General features: G+C 55.4%; 14 protein-coding genes and 1 other RNA gene. 8 read left to right on the top strand and 7 right to left on the bottom strand.

The window, feature by feature from the left end; genetic code table 11:
* Window positions 1-139: 139 nt before the first annotated feature.
* The 3 genes from ACW9HW_RS22240 to ACW9HW_RS22230 all read left to right on the top strand — a co-directional run bounded on the left by ACW9HW_RS22240 (window position 140) and on the right by ACW9HW_RS22230 (window position 2,844).
* Entirely contained in the window at window positions 140-1,306 is a 1,167-nt protein-coding gene (locus tag ACW9HW_RS22240) for a zinc-binding metallopeptidase family protein (RefSeq protein WP_457401771.1), read from the top strand.
* A 145-nt stretch (window positions 1,307-1,451) separates the two neighbouring features.
* Window positions 1,452-1,548, top strand: an RNA gene (gene ffs / locus ACW9HW_RS22235) — signal recognition particle sRNA small type.
* Between the two features lie 360 nt (window positions 1,549-1,908).
* The gene (locus tag ACW9HW_RS22230) at window positions 1,909-2,844 is read left to right on the top strand and encodes a hypothetical protein (RefSeq protein WP_457401770.1); all 936 of its coding nucleotides are present in this window, start codon (window positions 1,909-1,911) and stop codon (window positions 2,842-2,844) included.
* 303 nt (window positions 2,845-3,147) lie between these two features.
* Here the strand turns inward: ACW9HW_RS22230 and ACW9HW_RS22225 are convergent, their stop codons facing one another.
* Both ACW9HW_RS22225 and ACW9HW_RS22220 read right to left on the bottom strand, forming a co-directional pair.
* On the bottom strand, window positions 3,148-4,203 hold the full coding sequence (locus ACW9HW_RS22225) for a hypothetical protein (protein ID WP_457401769.1): 1,056 nt from the start codon (window positions 4,201-4,203) through the stop codon (window positions 3,148-3,150).
* 45 nt (window positions 4,204-4,248) lie between these two features.
* A complete protein-coding gene (locus tag ACW9HW_RS22220) occupies window positions 4,249-4,875 on the bottom strand; it encodes a recombinase family protein (protein ID WP_457401768.1) in 627 nt (208 codons plus the stop codon).
* Window positions 4,876-5,208: 333 nt separating this feature from the next.
* Between ACW9HW_RS22220 and ACW9HW_RS22215 the strand changes: the two genes are divergently transcribed.
* Window positions 5,209-6,099: an abortive infection family protein gene (locus ACW9HW_RS22215; protein WP_168757199.1), complete on the top strand. Its 891-nt coding sequence runs from the start codon at window positions 5,209-5,211 to the stop codon at window positions 6,097-6,099.
* A 148-nt stretch (window positions 6,100-6,247) separates the two neighbouring features.
* Window positions 6,248-7,114, top strand: a complete 867-nt coding sequence (locus ACW9HW_RS22210) for an AbiJ-NTD4 domain-containing protein (RefSeq protein ID WP_168757198.1) — start codon at window positions 6,248-6,250, stop codon at window positions 7,112-7,114.
* A 711-nt stretch (window positions 7,115-7,825) separates the two neighbouring features.
* On the opposite strand, the gene ACW9HW_RS22205 is transcribed toward ACW9HW_RS22210, so the two are convergent.
* From ACW9HW_RS22205 to ACW9HW_RS22190, 4 genes are all read right to left on the bottom strand, one after another.
* On the bottom strand, window positions 7,826-8,692 hold the full coding sequence (locus tag ACW9HW_RS22205) for a helix-turn-helix domain-containing protein (RefSeq protein ID WP_457401767.1): 867 nt from the start codon (window positions 8,690-8,692) through the stop codon (window positions 7,826-7,828).
* 108 nt (window positions 8,693-8,800) lie between these two features.
* Window positions 8,801-9,502: a hypothetical protein gene (locus tag ACW9HW_RS22200; RefSeq protein WP_457401766.1), complete on the bottom strand. Its 702-nt coding sequence runs from the start codon at window positions 9,500-9,502 to the stop codon at window positions 8,801-8,803.
* Window positions 9,503-10,201: 699 nt separating this feature from the next.
* Entirely contained in the window at window positions 10,202-11,494 is a 1,293-nt protein-coding gene (locus ACW9HW_RS22195; RefSeq protein WP_457401765.1) for a site-specific integrase, read from the bottom strand.
* A 406-nt stretch (window positions 11,495-11,900) separates the two neighbouring features.
* On the bottom strand, window positions 11,901-12,215 hold the full coding sequence (locus ACW9HW_RS22190) for a helix-turn-helix domain-containing protein (protein WP_095197311.1): 315 nt from the start codon (window positions 12,213-12,215) through the stop codon (window positions 11,901-11,903).
* 290 nt (window positions 12,216-12,505) lie between these two features.
* Here ACW9HW_RS22190 and ACW9HW_RS22185 point away from each other — a divergent pair, with 290 nt between their 5' ends.
* Complete coding sequence (locus ACW9HW_RS22185; RefSeq protein WP_095197312.1) at window positions 12,506-14,206, top strand: putative bifunctional diguanylate cyclase/phosphodiesterase; 1,701 nt, start codon at window positions 12,506-12,508, stop codon at window positions 14,204-14,206.
* A 151-nt stretch (window positions 14,207-14,357) separates the two neighbouring features.
* Here ACW9HW_RS22185 and ACW9HW_RS22180 read toward each other — a convergent pair whose 3' ends face one another.
* A complete protein-coding gene (locus ACW9HW_RS22180; protein ID WP_095197313.1) occupies window positions 14,358-15,098 on the bottom strand; it encodes a substrate-binding periplasmic protein in 741 nt (246 codons plus the stop codon).
* 135 nt (window positions 15,099-15,233) lie between these two features.
* Here ACW9HW_RS22180 and dnaX point away from each other — a divergent pair, with 135 nt between their 5' ends.
* Window positions 15,234-17,309: a DNA polymerase III subunit gamma/tau gene (gene dnaX / locus ACW9HW_RS22175; protein ID WP_457401764.1), complete on the top strand. Its 2,076-nt coding sequence runs from the start codon at window positions 15,234-15,236 to the stop codon at window positions 17,307-17,309.
* A 67-nt stretch (window positions 17,310-17,376) separates the two neighbouring features.
* Window positions 17,377-17,715 carry a YbaB/EbfC family nucleoid-associated protein gene (locus tag ACW9HW_RS22170; RefSeq protein WP_095197315.1) on the top strand — a complete coding sequence of 113 codons (339 nt, stop codon included), beginning with the start codon at window positions 17,377-17,379 and terminating at the stop codon, window positions 17,713-17,715.
* Window positions 17,716-17,858 lie beyond the last annotated feature (143 nt).

Here is a 17,858-nt window from a genome sequence, read left to right as displayed (position 1 = left end):
CGAAGCGGTCCCCTCAGCCTCGGCGCCTGCTGCGCAGGCGAGCGGGAGCAAGCTCCCTCGCCACAAGGTTGTTTTGATATACGGAACGATCACCTCTCGGCAATGATCTAGTCTTGGCAAGCCCCAGGGAGAGATCGCCATGTACCGGTTCTTCGAACAACTCAGCTCGCGCATCGCCGCGCCTTTCATGGGTGAAAGCTCGCGCAACAGCAAGGTTTGGCCCTGTCGTTGCGGGCAGTCGCTGTTCTTTCGCAACAGTCAGTGCCTGGCCTGTTCGGCAGCCTTGGGCTATCAACCGGAGCAGAGTCGCTTGTCCTCGCTGCAGCCGGGCGTGCAATCGGATACCTGGACGCTTGATGTCGATCCTGACGCGGGCCTGTTTCGCCGTTGTGCCAACCTCGATTCCCCGGCCGCCTGCAATTGGCTGCTGCGCGCCAATGATCAGGATGCCTTGTGCATCGCCTGTAGCCTGAATCGCACCATTCCCGATCTATCGATCACCGAGAACCACGAACGCTGGTGCAAGGTGGAAACCGCCAAGCGACGTCTGGTGGCGCAGTTGGTCAGCCTGGGTCTGCTGGTAATCCCCAGGACGGTCGACGAAGAGACGGGGCTGGCCTTCGACTTCATTGGCGTGGACCTCGAAGGCAAGCCACCGACCACAGGCCACGCCAATGGCCTGATCACCCTTGATATCAAAGAAGCCGATGACGCCCATCGCGAACAGGTACGGGTGCAGATGCACGAACCCTATCGCACGTTGCTCGGGCACTTCCGGCACGAAGTCGGGCACTACTACTGGGATCGGTTGATTGCCAACACCGATTGGCTGGAACCGTTTCGCGGGCTGTTCGGCGATGAGCGCGTCAGCTATGCCGACGCCCTGGAGCGGCATTATCAGCAAGGCGCTCCGCTTGATTGGCAGCAGCACTCCGTCAGCGCCTACGCCACCATGCACCCTTGGGAAGACTGGGCGGAAACCTGGGCGCACTACCTGCACATGATGGACGCGGTAGATACGGCATTGGGGTTTGGCATGAGTGCCCGGGAAATGGACTTCGACTATCAGCCATTTCCGCTGGATACCCTCTATGATCCGCAGCATCCCGGCGGCGCGGCGTTTCTCTCCTTCGTCAACGCCTGGATCGAGCTGGCCGGCATGCTCAATGAACTGTCGCGCAGCATGGGGCAGCCGGATTTTTATCCCTTTGTGCTGCCACCGGCGGTGATCGCCAAGCTGCACTTCATTCATCTGGTCATCCAGCGCGAGGGCGGCAGGGCGGATGAGGTCGTACAGGACCTGTGAAGGCGGGCGGACGCCGTGATCTTTCAGGCGTTCTGCATGTCCTTGAAGCAGCTATATTTTTTAATCCGCCCGAACGGTTGTAACTTCGTCTCAGATAGGTACAATGGCGCGGCTCGCCGACAGGTGAGCGTCGTTATGGTGACCCCATCGGTCCCCCCGCAACGATCAGCCGTGAACCCGGTCAGGCCTGGAAGGGAGCAGCCGCAGCGGTGACATTGTGTGCCGGGGTGTGGCTGGTGGGGTTACCACCTATCTCTAAGTCCTTGATTTTACAAGGATTTATCGCTCAAAAATCTCGAAGTGTGACAGCGTTTAAGTACACCCAAGTGGTGCACCGTGCTGATGATCCTACCTTTATAATTTTCAGTCGCCAACCGCGTTGGTTCAGAACGCTCTGTAAAAAGATCGACTGCCCTTGGCCGCTATTCTCCTGTCCGAATACCGCCTGCCGGTTCATTACCAGCTTCATCATCCGACCGAGACTTGAAGTTGACCCAAGCTTCATGCCTACTCGTGTGAGTACTCATTCGGGGTTGCACGTCTATAGCGATTGACCTGCCAGCGGCAACACCCTCGACCTCTCATCAGCTCGGGTTCATGCCGTGAAGGAAACCATTTACAACTTTTACGTGATCATCGACGAACAGGAGCGAGTCCTTTGGCTGGGTCATATCTTCTACGAGGCTCATGGCACGGATGATGAAAAGATGGCTCTGCTACGTCAGGCGGCGGAGCGAGACTACAAGACGGCGAAACTCACCAAGCCGCCAGCAGGCATGACGCTCGATTCATTCAATGCGATGGGGCGTCTCGGCACAACCCTGACCCTGTTCGAATACGCGTTCAAGGAGCATGAACCAGCAGCGCCACTCGCTATCGTCACTTTGATTGTTAATGGGGCGCCAGTGGTCAATTACCACAGCAGCTTTGCCCCAATAGACATGGCTCACGTAAACAAAACGTTGGGGGCAATGGGGGTGATGGACGATTGGCTGGTGGAGTACACCCGCGACGGTGCGACTGATCTACCCAGATTGATCAATGACGATTACTTGAAAGCGTACAAGCTGCTGTTCAACAACCACCATTACACGTCAGCAACAAAGCTGTTCCTGTCTTGCATCGACAGCCTTGCCTACGTGGAATTCGGGGACGCGAAAGCAGGCGACAACGGGGCAAACGTCTTCTGCCGCTGGTTGAGCACATACGTGGACTTGGTACCGGTTGGGGTCACCGCTGATGAATTGTGGGAGTTGCGTAATGGCCTGCTCCACATGTCAAACCTCCACTCCCAAAGGGTGCAAAGGAAGAAAGTCAGGCGGATTTCAATTTCGGTCGGACACGTTCCGCCTGAGAAGCGTAGCCCGTATGAAACCACGCACTACTTCAATCTCGTGGACTTGTACGCGGCTGTGGTTGCTGGGATTGGGGTATGGCTACACACGTATGTGGACAACTACGAAAAGTTTCTCATCTTTGTGGAGCGCTGGGATCGCACCATCTCCGACTCTCGGCTGACGAAGTACACTCCTGACTAATTGCCAGCAGGTCAAATTTTGTCGGATAACACCCCGCCGCCGCGAGGGTCATGCAGCTTGGGCTTGTCCATGATTTCTGGCTGGAAAATCTAAGCTGGGGCAAGTGACGACTGGAAACCGGGTTTCAAGCGAGGGGTGCTAAGCCAAGTGCGAGCTGACCAATAGGAATCGTTCTTGATTTTTAAATAACCTTCAGCCCTTGTTGCTGTGGGTTAACATGTCCTACATAGGATATGGGGCGGGGTGGGATTTTGATCTCGAAACAAGCACGTGAGCAGCAAGCATCGGAGATTGTTCGAACATTCAAGTCAGCAATCTTTCTTCGAATTCCTCGGTCGATGGCAGCTGGTTTTGCTCGGTCATTCGACACAGCAATCGAGATAAAAGCCCGCGAACCTCAATGATATGTTCAACCAACATCTCGTCAGTCGTTGCCCCACCATGTACCGCTTTCGAGCGGTAATCGTAGAGCTTTTTGATGCGGCGATAAATGCTCAGTCTTTCTGGACCCCGATCCTCAAGGTAAGCAGCGGCTAGCAGGGCAAGTCGAAAACGGAGTTCGGAGCTGATCCCGAACAAAGCTTCAAAGCCAGCCCATAGGGCAGCTGCCGACATTCTCAAATTTGCGTGCTGGTGGTGTGTAGTCACTGAATCCACTGCGAGTCGGAACGCGGGTTGCTCCAGCAAATTGATCCAATTCGTTAGATGAGTCTGCACCCAGTCAAGGGCGTCGATGGGTATGTCAGTTTTGCAACTTATCCTCCGGGCTGCCGGTACGTCTTCCAACAACTGGACCTTACAAGAATCGACATTTATGGCAGGTATGACATCCCATGATGCGTTCGCCACAGCAGGCACTAGCATGTCAACGAGAGTGCGAGCACGTAGCGCTGAGATGATCCACCATCCGAGATTCATGTTCGATTGATCGAATGTTTTTCCGTCACACAACACTACGAGTTCGTGGGTGACCGCAGGCATGTGCCGTGCAACTGCACTGAGTAACGCCTTGTTGCTCAGCGCTCCTGCCAGTTCGATCTCGCCCGGTGGATGTTTGACTTCTCTCAGTATTGCGATGCCGGAAAATTCGTAGGGACTTCGTTCGACTGGCAGTCCTGACAAAGCGAAGCAAAGCTCACGTTTGTCTTGCAGTTCCGCCAATCGGGCTCTGGCGTACTCCTTTCGTTGGCGAAAGTGTTCTAGAACATCCACTCGCTTTTCTCCATTCCTGCTCACGATTGGGCAGGCAAGCGCCGCCTTGCCGCCTTTTATCAACATTTTGTTTAGATGTATATCCACATCAGGCCGTTTTCTACCATCACTACCACTGGCAGCGATGAGTAGTTCTCTGCCCGTCATGGTTGCGAAGCACGCTTGTTAATTCTGTGCAATTACCCAGCAGCATCAGGAGGCTGCCATCTCTCGTTTGATCCTGTACACCGTTGCAACACCGCAATCAGCCAGTTTGGCAATCATGTCAGCTGACATGGTCGGGTGCTCCTGCATCAGGGACTGAACCTTTTCCCACTTGGCAGCATTCCTGCCTTTGCCTGATGGCTTCCATTCAGGATCAGCAGCACGCTTGTTCTCCAGACCTTGCTTGATGCGTTCCACACGCTTCTCCTGATCCAGTCGTGCCATTGTGGCCATCAGATCAATCAGCATGTTGTTGATCACATCCATGATTTGCCCAGTGATTCCTTTGGCTTCAACCAGCATGTGACTGGTAGGTAAATCAGCAACAACCAGACGCAATCCTTTGGCCTTGATGGTCGCCTTGAGGGTGTCCCAGTCAGCTTGTGAGAGACGGCTGAGGCGGTCTACTGACTCAACCAATAGCACGTCACCCTCTTTGGCGGAATCGAGCAAGGCGATCAGCTCAGGGCGGTTCAGTTTGGTGCCACTGATGTTTTCTGCATACACGCCAACGATGCTCAAACCCTTTTCGGTAGCAAACGATTCAAGGGTGACTTTTGCACGATTGGCGTCTTGGTCTTTGGTCGATGCTCGGAGGTAGAGGTGGGCATTCATGGTCGTCTATCCTTTGATCTTGAATTCTATAGATCAATGATAGTTGAATCGTATAGCTATCTCAAATAGATATCTGATAGCACTTGTTGACCGGCTACCGGACTACCAGATACGTCTACTTCTTTGATAGACAATCTGGGTTGCTGGCTGTCCGTGATCATTCCCTTAGAGTGCCGAGCGGGGGGATATGCTTTAGGCTGAATCTCGTTCTTCGCAACGGGTGAATCACCCTGCAAACGCTGACGATGAGGTAGGTGACTGGGGAGAGATCGACCTTTGTGGGATCGTCCTGTACAACCTTCACCGTGTTTCTCGATGACTATGGAGAAGGTGATGAGTGACGATGGATTCACCGCGCTAGCGGCTCGATCTGAGAAGGTGAGAAATGAACACCGTTTGCTGCTCGAAGGGCTAAGGTCGTTTGAGCGGAAACTGCGTGAAATGGTCGGAGGTCTGAACTGCCGGGGAGAAAGTGAATTCGTCACGTTCGATGAGCATTTCGACCACGAAGGCGAGATCATTGGGCATATTCACGGCGTTCTTTCCTTCGATGGTAAAGAGCTTTGGGTTAGCTACAAAGAAGAACCCCATCCGGGTTACGAAGAATCGTATTGGGAGTGCAAGCCAATCGAGAAAATTCGACCAGACTGGCAAAGGCTGATCAGTGACCAGAAGGTGCTAGATTCCCTCGTAGCGAACCTGCTGATCAACCTCGACGTTGAGTTTGAAAAGACAGCGCCAGTCGTCAAATCTCTTGCCCAATTTGTGACAATTGAAAAGGCGGAAATTGACGCTGATCTTGATCAAATCTTTAGCAGGAATCAGGTGCTTTTGGAGTCGTGGTTGAAGGCTAGAAAATTGGTTCAGCCTGATCCGGACCAGTCCATTTCTCTAAGTTGTACGCACATTGAAACCGTGCTGAAAGGTTGCCTCAAAACGCTGGGTGAAAAGGATTACGAAAGCTACGCGATCGAAAAGTTGATCAAGCGTTTGCTCGGGGTTCTGCGCGCATCCGCGATTATCGGTCCTGCCACTTCTGAAATGCTTCAAGGCATCGGCACCATGTGTCATGGAATCGGGACGCTGCGAAATGACACGTCGCATGGGAAGGATGAGGGGTACGTTGCGCACTCTCCAGAATTGGCTCAGACAGTGAGTCATCTTGCCGGTGTCGTTTCGATCTTCGCAATGAAACAGACTGAACGTGTGATGATGGCTAGGTGATGCAAAAGGTCTTCTGTTTTGTCTATTGTAACTGCTTCTACGCTCGGCTGGATCACCTCGCCAGTGGGCGTTAGCATCTGGGTAGATGCCACCCACTTTGTCTAGGTTGAGATAAACTGCCGTCACTCTCTTACGAACGAGGCGGCACATGGAAGGCGATTTTTCACAGCGTATGGGGCTCCGTCCTGCGTCGAAGCTGATCCAAGTCAAGGAGATGGATAGCGACCTCAGAACTGGGCTTTGGAATGCAGCGTACACGCACTATTGGAATCGGTTCATTCCCTACTACCAAGGGGGCACCGGCATAAAGGGTTCGAACATGGAGCAGTTTGCAGCTGATATCCATGGACGATTTTTACGTCTCCGCTTGGACCAACTGCCGCACGCTTTTCAGACGCTAGTCGAATCGCTTAGTCTGCTCTACCAAGCAGGTGACTGGGATCGCATCTACAGCTTTGTAGAATTTGCCATCAAGCATGCCCCAAGCTTTAACTCCGAGTACGATGAATTCACCTCTACCGAACAGTTCGTGAGCGAATGTAACGAGGTGCTACAGACTGAAAATTCAGCCTACCGGATCGTAAATGGGTTGGTCACACGTATAACAGACCCTGAGGAGATAGCCGAGATCGACAAGGCATTGAGTTCTTCCGGGGGCTATATTGGGGTCAAGACGCACCTGCAGACGGCGCTAGTGATGCTCACTGAACGGGACAACCCTGATTACCGTAACTCCATCAAAGAAAGCATCAGCGCTGTAGAATCGCTGGCGAAGCAGATCACCGGTAATCCGCACGCGACCTTGGCTCCCGCGCTCAGCGAACTAGAGAAGCACCACAGTCTTCACCCAGCCCTGAAGAGTGCATTTTCCTCACTGTACGGCTGGACCTCAAACGCTGACGGTATCAGGCACGCGTTGATGGACGTTTCAAATCTGACGCACGCGGACGCCCGCTTCATGTTGATTACGTGTTCGGCGTTCATCAACTTCGCTATCGATAGCACCAAGGAATAAAGACTGCAATTTCAAAACCGGTATCGGAGAGAGGGAAAGCCGCTTGCTTGGTTGAAGCCCCGTGTTAGAGGCGTTTTCCCGGATCATCGATCACCAACAGACTTAGGAAGCTTGGTGTTTAATGGGGTTAATTGCGGGTTGGGTAGGCATTCTCTTCAGTGTCATTGCTGGTGCCATCGTAGGCTCCATTGGAGTGTTTGCACCGAAAGCGGCAAGCTTTCAGTAGCTCACGCTTTAATAGTTGATCACCGCTGACCTGACGGTCGAACAGAGCACCAATAACAAATCATCAAAATCCATCTCTTGCCTTTGATCTTGACTATTGGTGCAGGATGGTTAGCGGGAGCTAACGATGGTATCTGTACAAGCTTCGCTTGGCTGGTTGCACCACAAGGCGGTCAGCCTTCAGGTTTTGGGGATGATATTGTATATCATTCATCCCCCTTCCATTTCAGTGGAATCAACCTGTAAGCGTCGCTTACACAGAGTACCCACCATGCTCCGCATACCAAGCACATCAAGGTCAAAAGCGAGGAGCTTTGGTGTGTGCTGATGCTATTGGATTGGATGGTGTGCTGATCCAGTATCGGGGCGATACGACGATTGTACTGACTCATGCGTCGCATGAAATAGTATTCCCCTCAATGCTCCGCATTGAAGTGCTTCTATGATACATGCGGCCGAATTAGTCCCCCCCCTGTGAGGGGCTGCTTATGCGGCCTGCAACTCGAGCTGCACAGTCTGCATTTCGTCTCGCCACTTTCTGATGGTCTTTGCCGATACGCCGGTGTCTCGCTCAATGGCCTTAACCGCCATTCCTTGTGCCAGCATTCTCAACACCTCCTGCTTCTTGGGATGCTGGTGCTGAGGGCGGACCGAGAAGGCTACGACAGTAGCGGTGGTCGGATAAGTTGGGTATTCCACCTCGTACTCTTCCGCTGTCTTGTACTCGGTCAAGGTGCGAAGGTCGTGATGAAGTTTCTCCAGTTCCTCAGCACTCGGAACACATACCTCATCACAATCCTCCCACTCACAGGCTTTCGGCTCAGGCTCGACTCCGTCCATCTCGTTGATCAGGGGGCGTGGACGACTTTCCATCATGCTTGGGATGATCAACTGAACCGCTTTGAAATATCGCCGAGCGTGCCTTTCTTCTAGCTGCAGCAAATCTTCAACTGTTTCGTTGGTGATGAAAGGCAGGCTTTCCAGAATCATGGCAAGGTTGCGTACGGACAATGGCATGGATTTCCCACCCTTTCCGATTGGACGATTATGCCAGTCCAGTCGTGCAACACCTTCGATAATGCTTGCTGCAAACACTGGGTAGCGCCCCCAGTAGGTTGTGCAGCCGATGACCCCATAAAACGGATTCTCAATCATCTTGGGCTTTCGCCCGCGTTCACTCTTTGGCTTACGTGGCGTCTTCGTTCTGGTCTTCGGTGCATTGTCTGCCAGCCACTGATCTGCGTTAGCGGCAATACGCGCATTCAATGCTTCCAATTCTGCTAGGGAGAGCAGATTGGTAGAGGGGCGGGATTCACTGGTGATGGGCGATTTCGAGACGAGCGGGTGCAGCATGGTTAGTCCTCCTGTGTCAGTTCATTGCATAGGCATTCCTCTCGGGTTGTGCCGTTGGTTTTGATTGCCGCAGGCTTGGGTATCAGCCTGCGGTGTGCGTGCCTTAAATCAGTCGTGGATATGGCGGTAGCAAGTACGAAGACGTTCAATGACGCGAGGATCAATCTTGCCCTTGTATGCATCTGCAAGCTCAAAGCAGTAGGCTGAATGTGCTGTCTTGTATGCCTCGAATGCCTTGATGATGTCGCTGAACTTCCCCAGATAGACCTGCTTGCCGTACTTGGAAATGCGAGCGACAAACCCTTTTCTTCTCGGTCCAAGAGTTACGCCAATGGGGAGAATTCCACGCTGACTCCGTGTATCTCGAAACATCTGATTGATCATCCTTGGGACCAGCGAGCAGTACTCTGGTGAGTAGACAGTGTTGAGTGGATCAAGAATGTCTTTGTCCAGCTCCGTGTCCACTGCGTTTGCATAAGGCTGAGCGACGAACCAGTCAGCAAACTCTTGGAAGTCGAGCCACTTCCTGCAAACTGTACATCCCGCATAGGCTGTAGCCTTGAACTCGTAGCACCGACGAAGCATGTCAACCCAGCGACTGTGCGAACGACATGTGGTTTCGTGATAAGACAAGCCCAGCGCCTTGCGTCTGTCGACCGAGTTATAGCCTACGCCACATACCAGAGAGTCGGTCGTCAACGGTGCGAAGAGCGATATCTCCTCCCCAAGGCTGTAATTGAGGCGGACCCCGGCCACGCAAGGGGCTACGCGAATAGTTCTGGTGATGTCGTAGATGCTGTGTTGTTGCATGTTGTTACCTCCGTTCAGTTGAAAAATGGGCAATAAAAAACCGACACATTGGTCGGCATCGGGCTCGTCATTCTTCTCACTACGGAGGAGCAGGAACTTAGCTATTCGATGACGTCGACCTCAATGTTGGTGTTGTTTCGATTGCGTTTGTCATGGGTTCTTCTCATGAGCTGCATTGACCGTCAGGTGGTGGTCAGCCAAAACTTGGGCACTAAAAAGCCTCATGCAATTTCTGGGCAATTTGATCGCACCATGGTCGCGTAGAGGCTTCTAAGTTGTCTGTCTGCTTTACTGAAGCAGGTGCGTATTATTGCATACCTGCGCTCCGTTCGTCAAGTAATTGTTGCGTCTGGCATTGGAATATGCTCAGTGTAAGTCGCGACATCAATCATGCCAAAGCGCTTCAGCACTGTGCAATTTTGCATAAACCAGTTCCCAGCGGAGTGGAAGCGCCCTGCTTAGTGCTGACGGTCAGTTCGCCTAGTAAACACTGGGCGGAATGGACGTAGGGGGTTGGATTTTGAAGACAGTGATGCAAGTTTTACCGAGGTTTATCAGGGTTTCCCGACAAGTTTCCGAGCCGTGCTCAAGTAGCTCGAAAAGCTCGGGCGTCTGCCTCCATAAGCGATTGAGCAGGCAAACTGATGGTGTCCCGTGAGGGGGCGCTGAGATGTGAACCAGTCGCCCAATCTCTGCTGGTCAGGTGATGTGTTGCAGTGCCGCCGCCATCGCTTTCAACGGTGTCCTGCTGCCATAGATGCCGAATGTCACCGAGCTGTCCTCATGTCCAACGATTCGCTTGATCAGTGAATCTTGCACGCCAGCGTCCCGCAAATCATCAATCAGCGTATGGCGGAAGCTGTGGAACGTCTTCTTTGGATCAGTGATGCCCCGCTTGGTCTTGTAACGTCCGAACCACTTCGAAGGTGCATGGCCCAGCTTGCCTCGCACTGCTTCCAGTTTGGGGAATAGGCGATCATCCCCATTTGCCCTGACTGAGTCAGTGTATTGCAACAAGCCCTGCTCGATCAGAGAAGGGTGCAAGGGAAGAATACGACGGCTGCTGGCGTTCTTGAGGTTCTGGCCTTCACGGCTGTCATCGATGCGTATGCACTGCATGCCCTGTTGCTCGATAAAGTCATCCACCCGCAATTGGCAGAGTTCTTCCAATCGTGCCCCAGTGGCTCGCCCTAGGAGCGGCAACCAGTAGCGCCATGGATGCTTTCGGGCTTCTGTTTTGAGTGCATCCAGATTGAGCAGGGTGGTCAGATCGTGTCGATCAAAGGACAACCGTGCCTCCTTGGCCGATCCAGTCATCACCTTCATGCCCACCAGAGGATTATCCGCTACGTATCCATTTGTCTTGCACCAGTTCAGGAAGGCAGAGAGTTTGCGTAAGCGATTGTTCACGGTAACGGCGGTGATGGTCTTGTAAGTGGCGCCTGACTCAACCACCTGCTTTAGGGTCTTGCCCTCGTACTCGGGGCGTAGGCCGAAGTATTGCGGGCAGCGACTCAAACGATCTTTCAACAGGCGGGCTTGCTGGACGTCGAATGCTTCCACGGGCATGTCACCCATCAGTTCGAACAAGTCTCGTAATGAGCGTTCGACTTCGTGCGTGCTGACCTCACGCCATGTGCCACCACGTTTTCCTTCTTCTATATAGAGCTTGGATAAGCTGGCCAGTGTAGGGCCGTCGCTGTTCCGCTTCATGGTGGCCGCTGGCGCCTTTCTTGGAGCAGTCTGGATTGGCTGCGTTGGCGTAGCATCTCGCCACTCCGAACACAGCCTACGCAGCGTCTGAAGGTCGGCCATGGGGTGGGCGTTCAAGTGGCTGTGGACTTGCTGGGCGAGTGAAGCAGCGAGGAACAGGGCGCTCTGCCGCTGTCGGATGTTCAGGCTCAAACGTAAAGTGTGACACCTCGGGAAGAGATGCTTGGGTAGCTTGAGATTGAGGTAATAGAGCGCCCCGCGCTTGATCATGTAAGCCATGGGTGTGACACCAAAGTGTTACAGCAAAGTGTGACAGTGCTGGCTACACCCCGAGTTTTTACTGCCCGTGCAGGGAGTATGCACGGTAGAGATATTGCAACCAAAAGAGCCTTAAACCCTTGCCCCGTAAGGCCCGCAACGATTGCCGAGCATGCTTGCATGCCACCCGGTCAGATCCGGAAGGGAGCAGCCGCAGCGGTGACATTGTGTGCCGGGGTGTGGCTGGTGGGGTCGCCACCTTAACGCCAAGCGAGTCCTCTCTCGCGTTATCCGAATGAATACTTTCAATTGCGCTGCCATGGAATTTGTCCATCGCGGTTTTTTGTCGTTTCCAGTTTGGGAAGCGGCATAAAAAGGAGGCCGACCTGTCAGTGCGACAAGTCGGCCTCCTTTTTCTTTTCTGGCGCTAAGGCTTGGACAAGGCCTGGTCAACCGCTGCGATCAGCTTTCCCAGATCCTTCGGGGTGGCTTTATGTATGACACCGAACAGATACGCCCGCTGTTCATCTTCATCGCCCGGATCGACGAAAAAAGCTTTCAGCTTCACGCCCAGCACATTGGCAAGCAAGAACAGTACATCGACGCTGGGGGTATAGGTGCCGGTTTCGAAGCGGCTGATGGTTTTGGGGTCAAAACCGGTTCTTTCGCCAAGTTCAGCCTGAGTAAGCCCCGCGACCTTGCGGTAGCGCCGAATGGCCGGACCCAAACTTGAAATTTGCATCGCTCAATTCCCATTCAGAATCAAGAACTTAACGATAGATTTTTGCATTAGACAACTGCATGATCCATCACCTTGCTTTGCAAAATGTGATGTGTTTCGTAGAATCGCCGCCCAAAAGGGTGGTTTAGTGACTTGTTCCAGCAAGTTCGAACAATGCGAGTGAGCTATTATCGCGCCCCCTCGCAGGGTTGCGAGAACCTGGGCTCGCTACTGAAACCTTGCAAAATATTACCAGTATTGGTGCTGCTGCCTTAAACGGGTCCCACCGCCAGCGACAGCGAGTCTGACTCATGGATGAGAAGTACCGCAGGGCCGTGGATGCCGCCGCGATTTTTTCCGAAACCGATCCGACCGGCCGGATTACCCACGTCAACGATCAATTCTGCGCGATCTCCGGCTATAGCCGCGAGGAGTTGCTCGGGCAAAACCATCGCCTGCTCAATTCCGGCATGCACTCGGCCGAGTTCTTCGCCGGAATGTGGCGCACCATCGCCTCGGGCAATGTCTGGAAGGGCGAAATCTGCAACCGCGCGAAAGATGGCAGCCTGTACTGGGTCGAAAGCACCATGGTGCCGGTGCTCGATAAAACCACCGGACGCATCGAGCGTTATTTATCGATTCGCTTCGATATCAGCGAAAAGCGTCAACTGCTGCATTCCCTGCAATGGCGGGTCGGACATGACGTGCTGACCGGGCTGCCCAATCGTGCGTTTCTCTCGGACTTGCTGGACCAGGCGCTGGAATTCTCGCGGCAGGAAAGCATCCCGCTGGCGGTGTGCATGCTCGATCTCGATGGTTTCAAGGCCGTCAACGATGGCTACGGGCATGCCAGCGGCGATCTTTTATTGGTGGAAGTTGCCAAACGATTGCGCGGCATCCTGCGTGGCGAAGATGTGGTGGCGCGACTGGCCGGTGACGAGTTTGTGCTGGTGTTGCGTTATGTGCGCGACTTGCCGGAATTGCACGCGGCGCTGAACCGGGTGCTGGAAGCGATCTGCGCGCCTTACTCGCTCAGTGGCAAGGACATCAATGTGTTTGCCAGCATCGGCGTCACGCTGTTCCCCCATGATAATGAAGATGCCGAAACGCTGTTGCGCCATGCCGATCAGGCGATGTACGTGGCCAAGCAGAGTGGCCGCAAGCGCTTTCATTTATTTGATGTGTCCCGGGATCGAGAGGTCAAGGCCACCCACCAGACGGTCGAGCAGGTGCGTCAGGCGCTTGCTTGCGACGAGTTGCGCCTGCATTTCCAGCCCAAGGTCGACATGCGTCGTGGCAAAGTCGTCGGTTTCGAGGCGTTGCTGCGCTGGCAACATCCGCAAAATGGCATCGTGCCTGCCCGTGAGTTTTTGCCGGTGGTCGAAGAGACCGACCTGATCATCGATATCGGTGAGTGGGTGATGGATCAGGTGCTGGCGCAGATGGAGCAGTGGCGGCACGCCGGGCATGACTGGCCGGTGAGCGTCAACATCGCGGCGCGGCATTTTCAGCGGGCGGACTTTGTCGAACGGCTCAAGGGTGTGCTGGCAAGGCATGTCGGGGTTGCGCCGCAACGGCTGGACCTGGAAATTGTCGAGTCGGTCGCCATCGAGAACATCCAGCATGTGAGCGACTGCTTGCAAGCCTGTCAGGCGCTGGGGGTGCAATTCTCATTGGGGGATTTCGGCACGGGTTATTCGTCCCTGAGCTACCTCAAGCGTCTGCGCACCCAAACCATCAAAATCGATAAATCTTTTGTGCGCGATATTCTGCATGACCGTGACGACCTTGCCCTGACCACCGCGATCATCGGCCTGGCGCGGGCATTTGGGCGGCAGGTGATTGCCGAAGGATTGGAGAGCGTCGAGCACGGGGAGTTGCTGCTGCAGTTGGGTTGCGAAGTGGCGCAGGGCTATTTCATTGCCCGGCCGATGCCACCCGTGGAAGTGCCGGGCTGGGTGGCAGGGTTTGTTGCACCGCCGCAGTGGCGGTCACTGGATCAAACTGCCTGAATCCCTTTTGGCAGGATGAAGAGCAAATGTGGGAGCGAGCCTGCTCGCGAAAGCGGTGGATCAGTCAGCATCGATATTGGATGTGAGGGATTCTTCGTCGGAACGCCGCCCGGAGCCGGCTCGCTCCCACAGTGGTGCTCTGTGGGGAAGGTTATGATTTGCCACCAATATAAAGTCGAATGATGTCATCAATCTCCCCGGACATTTTCATGCGCACCAACGTACGCAGAATCCGTTGCACCGGCACCTTCGGATCATTGCGTACGTAGCAACCGACGCTTTGCTCCTGCAGCACCGCTACACCTTGCAGTTGTCGGCCCGGCAGCAGCCGCTGATTGAACCAGTCCAGCGTCCATTGATTGCTGACGGCATAGCGATTGCGCCCGGCGTGAAGTTTTTCCAGCACTTGCTCCTGATTGCGAGCGTCGTCGCGTAGCAGCTGATTGGCATCGAACAGCGGTTGCAGGGTCGGGTAGCTGTAGCCGAGCACGGTGCCGATGGGCTGTCGCGACAGGTTCGCCGGTATCACCGAGGTTTGCGGGTCAGGGCGGCTGATCAGTAAATCGGGTTGAGTAAAGAGCGGGATGCTCCAGAGGTAGTCGCCGGACTGGTTCGGCAACCAGGATTGCGCGGCATAACAGCGGACATCGACCTCGCCATGCTCCATGGCGCTTTGCACGCGCCCTCTGGGCAAAACGTGGAACTGCGCCGGGACGCCAACCTGGGTCGCGAGGCTGAGCATCACGTCATACAAAATGCCCTGGGTCGGCCGGCCATGTTCAAGCTGCACCATCGGCATTGCCCAACTGTCAGGCACCACAAAGCGCAACGGCGCTTGCGCGGCGACGCCGTTCAAGCTGATCGACAGCAGTGCCACCAAGGCCAGCCGCATAAACGCTCCGCTATCTTCGAAACAAAAAGCCCGCAAAACGTAGCTTACCCAGATTAGACGAGCGCACCGGATGCAATTTTGGCCTTGCTCCGCTAGCATTAGCCGCTTCTGCTTCTTTCGTTGCGATGGTTTTCGATGAGTTATCAGGTTCTTGCACGTAAATGGCGTCCGCGCTCGTTCCGCGAAATGGTCGGCCAGACCCATGTGCTCAAGGCTCTGATCAATGCCTTGGACAGCCAGCGGCTGCACCACGCCTACCTGTTCACCGGTACCCGCGGGGTCGGCAAGACCACCATCGCGCGGATCATCGCCAAATGCCTGAACTGTGAAACAGGTATCACTTCCACGCCCTGTGGCGAGTGTTCGGTATGCCGCGAGATCGATGAAGGCCGCTTCGTCGACCTGATCGAGATCGACGCCGCCAGCCGCACCAAGGTCGAGGATACCCGCGAACTGCTCGACAACGTGCAGTACGCGCCGAGCCGCGGGCGCTTCAAGGTCTACCTGATCGACGAAGTGCACATGCTCTCCAGCCATTCCTTCAATGCGCTGCTCAAAACCCTTGAAGAGCCGCCACCCTACGTCAAGTTCATCCTGGCCACCACCGACCCGCAGAAACTTCCTGCAACGATTCTCTCGCGGTGCCTGCAGTTCTCCCTGAAGAACATGACGCCGGAGCGGGTGGTCGAGCATTTGACCCACGTGCTGGGTGTCGAGAACGTGCCGTTTGAAGACGATGCCCTGTGGTTGCTGGGTCGCGCCGCCGACGGTTCGATGCGCGATGCCATGAGTCTCACCGACCAGGCGATTGCCTTTGGTGAGGGCAAGGTCATGGCCGCCGATGTGCGGGCGATGCTCGGGACCCTCGATCACGGTCAGGTCTATGACGTTCTTCATGCGTTGATCGAAGGCGACGCCAAGGCCTTGCTCGAAGCTGTCCGTCATCTGGCGGAACAAGGCCCGGACTGGAATGGCGTGCTCTCGGAAATTCTCAACGTGCTGCACCGTGTCGCCATCGCCCAGGCCTTGCCTGAGGGTGTCGACAACGGGCACGGCGACCGTGACCGGGTATTGGCGCTGGCCCAGGCCCTGCCAGCCGAAGACGTGCAGTTCTACTACCAGATGGGCCTGATTGGCCGTCGCGACCTGCCATTGGCGCCGGACCCAAGGGGCGGCTTCGAAATGGTGCTGTTGCGCATGCTCGCGTTCCGGCCCGCCGACACCGCGGACGCCCCGAGGCAACCGCTAAAGCCAGTGGGGATCAGCCAGGCCACAGTTGATTCCGCCAAATCCGTGGCTGCCGGGCCCGTTGTTGCGCCGGTAGTCGCTGCGGCAGTTGCACCCGTCGTACCTGCGCCAGTTGTCACACCGGAGCCCGCGCCTGTGCCTGAACCGGTCGTGCCGCAGGTGATCGCGCAGGCGGTGGTCGAGCCAGTGGTGGTCGAAGAGGTCGTTGACCTGCCGTGGAACGACCCGGTCGAGCCGGCCCCGGTCCAGCAGCCAGCGGTCGAGCCCGTGCTGGAAACCGCCGCTGAACAACCCGAATTGCCACCGATGCCGTTGCCGACGCCGGACAGCGCGGTGCCGGACGCTCCAGAGTGGGCCGCGGCGCCGATCCCGGAACCGACAGTGGCCGAAGTCGATGCCGCCACGCCGGGCATGGACCTGGACGACGAGCCGCCGCTGGACGAGGACTACATCGAGCCGGACATGGACTCGGCTTACAGCTATCTGGATGATTTGGCCAGCGAACATGCCGCCGAGCCGACACCGGAACCCGAGCCTGAGCCTGCCGCCGCGCCGGCCACGGGGTTGGCCTTGCAATGGCTGGAACTGTTCCCGAAACTGTCGATCTCCGGCATGACCGGCAGCATCGCCGCCAACTGCACCTTGATCGCCGTGGATGGCGACCATTGGCTGTTGCACCTGGACCCGGCCCACAGCGCTTTGTTCAACGCCACGCAACAGCGTCGCCTCAACGATGCGTTGAACCAGTATCACGGGCGTACCCTGACCCTGACCATGGAGCTGATCAAGCCCGAGCAGGAGACCCCGGCCCAGGCAGCGTCACGTCGTCGCGCCGACCGCCAGCGCGAGGCCGAGGAGTCGATCCACGGCGATCCGTTCATCCAGCAAATGATGCAGCAGTTCGGTGCGGTGATCCGTAACGATACTATTGAACCTGTCGAAGCCCTGGTCAGTCAGGGCTAATAACTGAAGGCGTTCGGCTACAAGCACCGGGCGCCGCTTTAATCCAAGTACTTTTGAGGTGATTACCATGATGAAAGGTGGCATGGCCGGCCTGATGAAGCAGGCGCAGCAGATGCAGGAAAAAATGGCCAAGATGCAGGAAGAGCTGGCCAACGCCGAAGTCACCGGTAAAGCCGGTGGCGATATGGTCACCGTGGTGATGACCGGTCGTCATGACGTCAAGAGCGTGAGCATCGACCCAAGCCTGGTCGAAGGCATGAGCGAAGACGACAAGGAAATGCTGGAAGCCGTTGTCGCTGCCGCCGTCAACGACGCGGTGCGCAAGATCGAAGCCAACAGCCAGGAAAAAATGGGCAGCATGACTGCCGGCATGCAACTGCCACCGGGCATGAAGCTGCCGTTCTGATTCGCCAAAGCGCTTCGGATGGGCTACATGAAAATGCCAGGCATTGCGCCTGGCATTTTTGTTTCCGGCTGTTGGAAATGCGAAGTCTGTGAAATCGCCTTCGCGAGCAGGCTCGCTCCCACAGGTGGTCGAATTCCAATGTG

This window comes from Pseudomonas sp. SDO5532_S415 (genome assembly GCF_054071155.1).
Note: the sequence above shows the minus strand (reverse complement) of the source record. Positions and strands in the feature narration are given on the sequence as shown.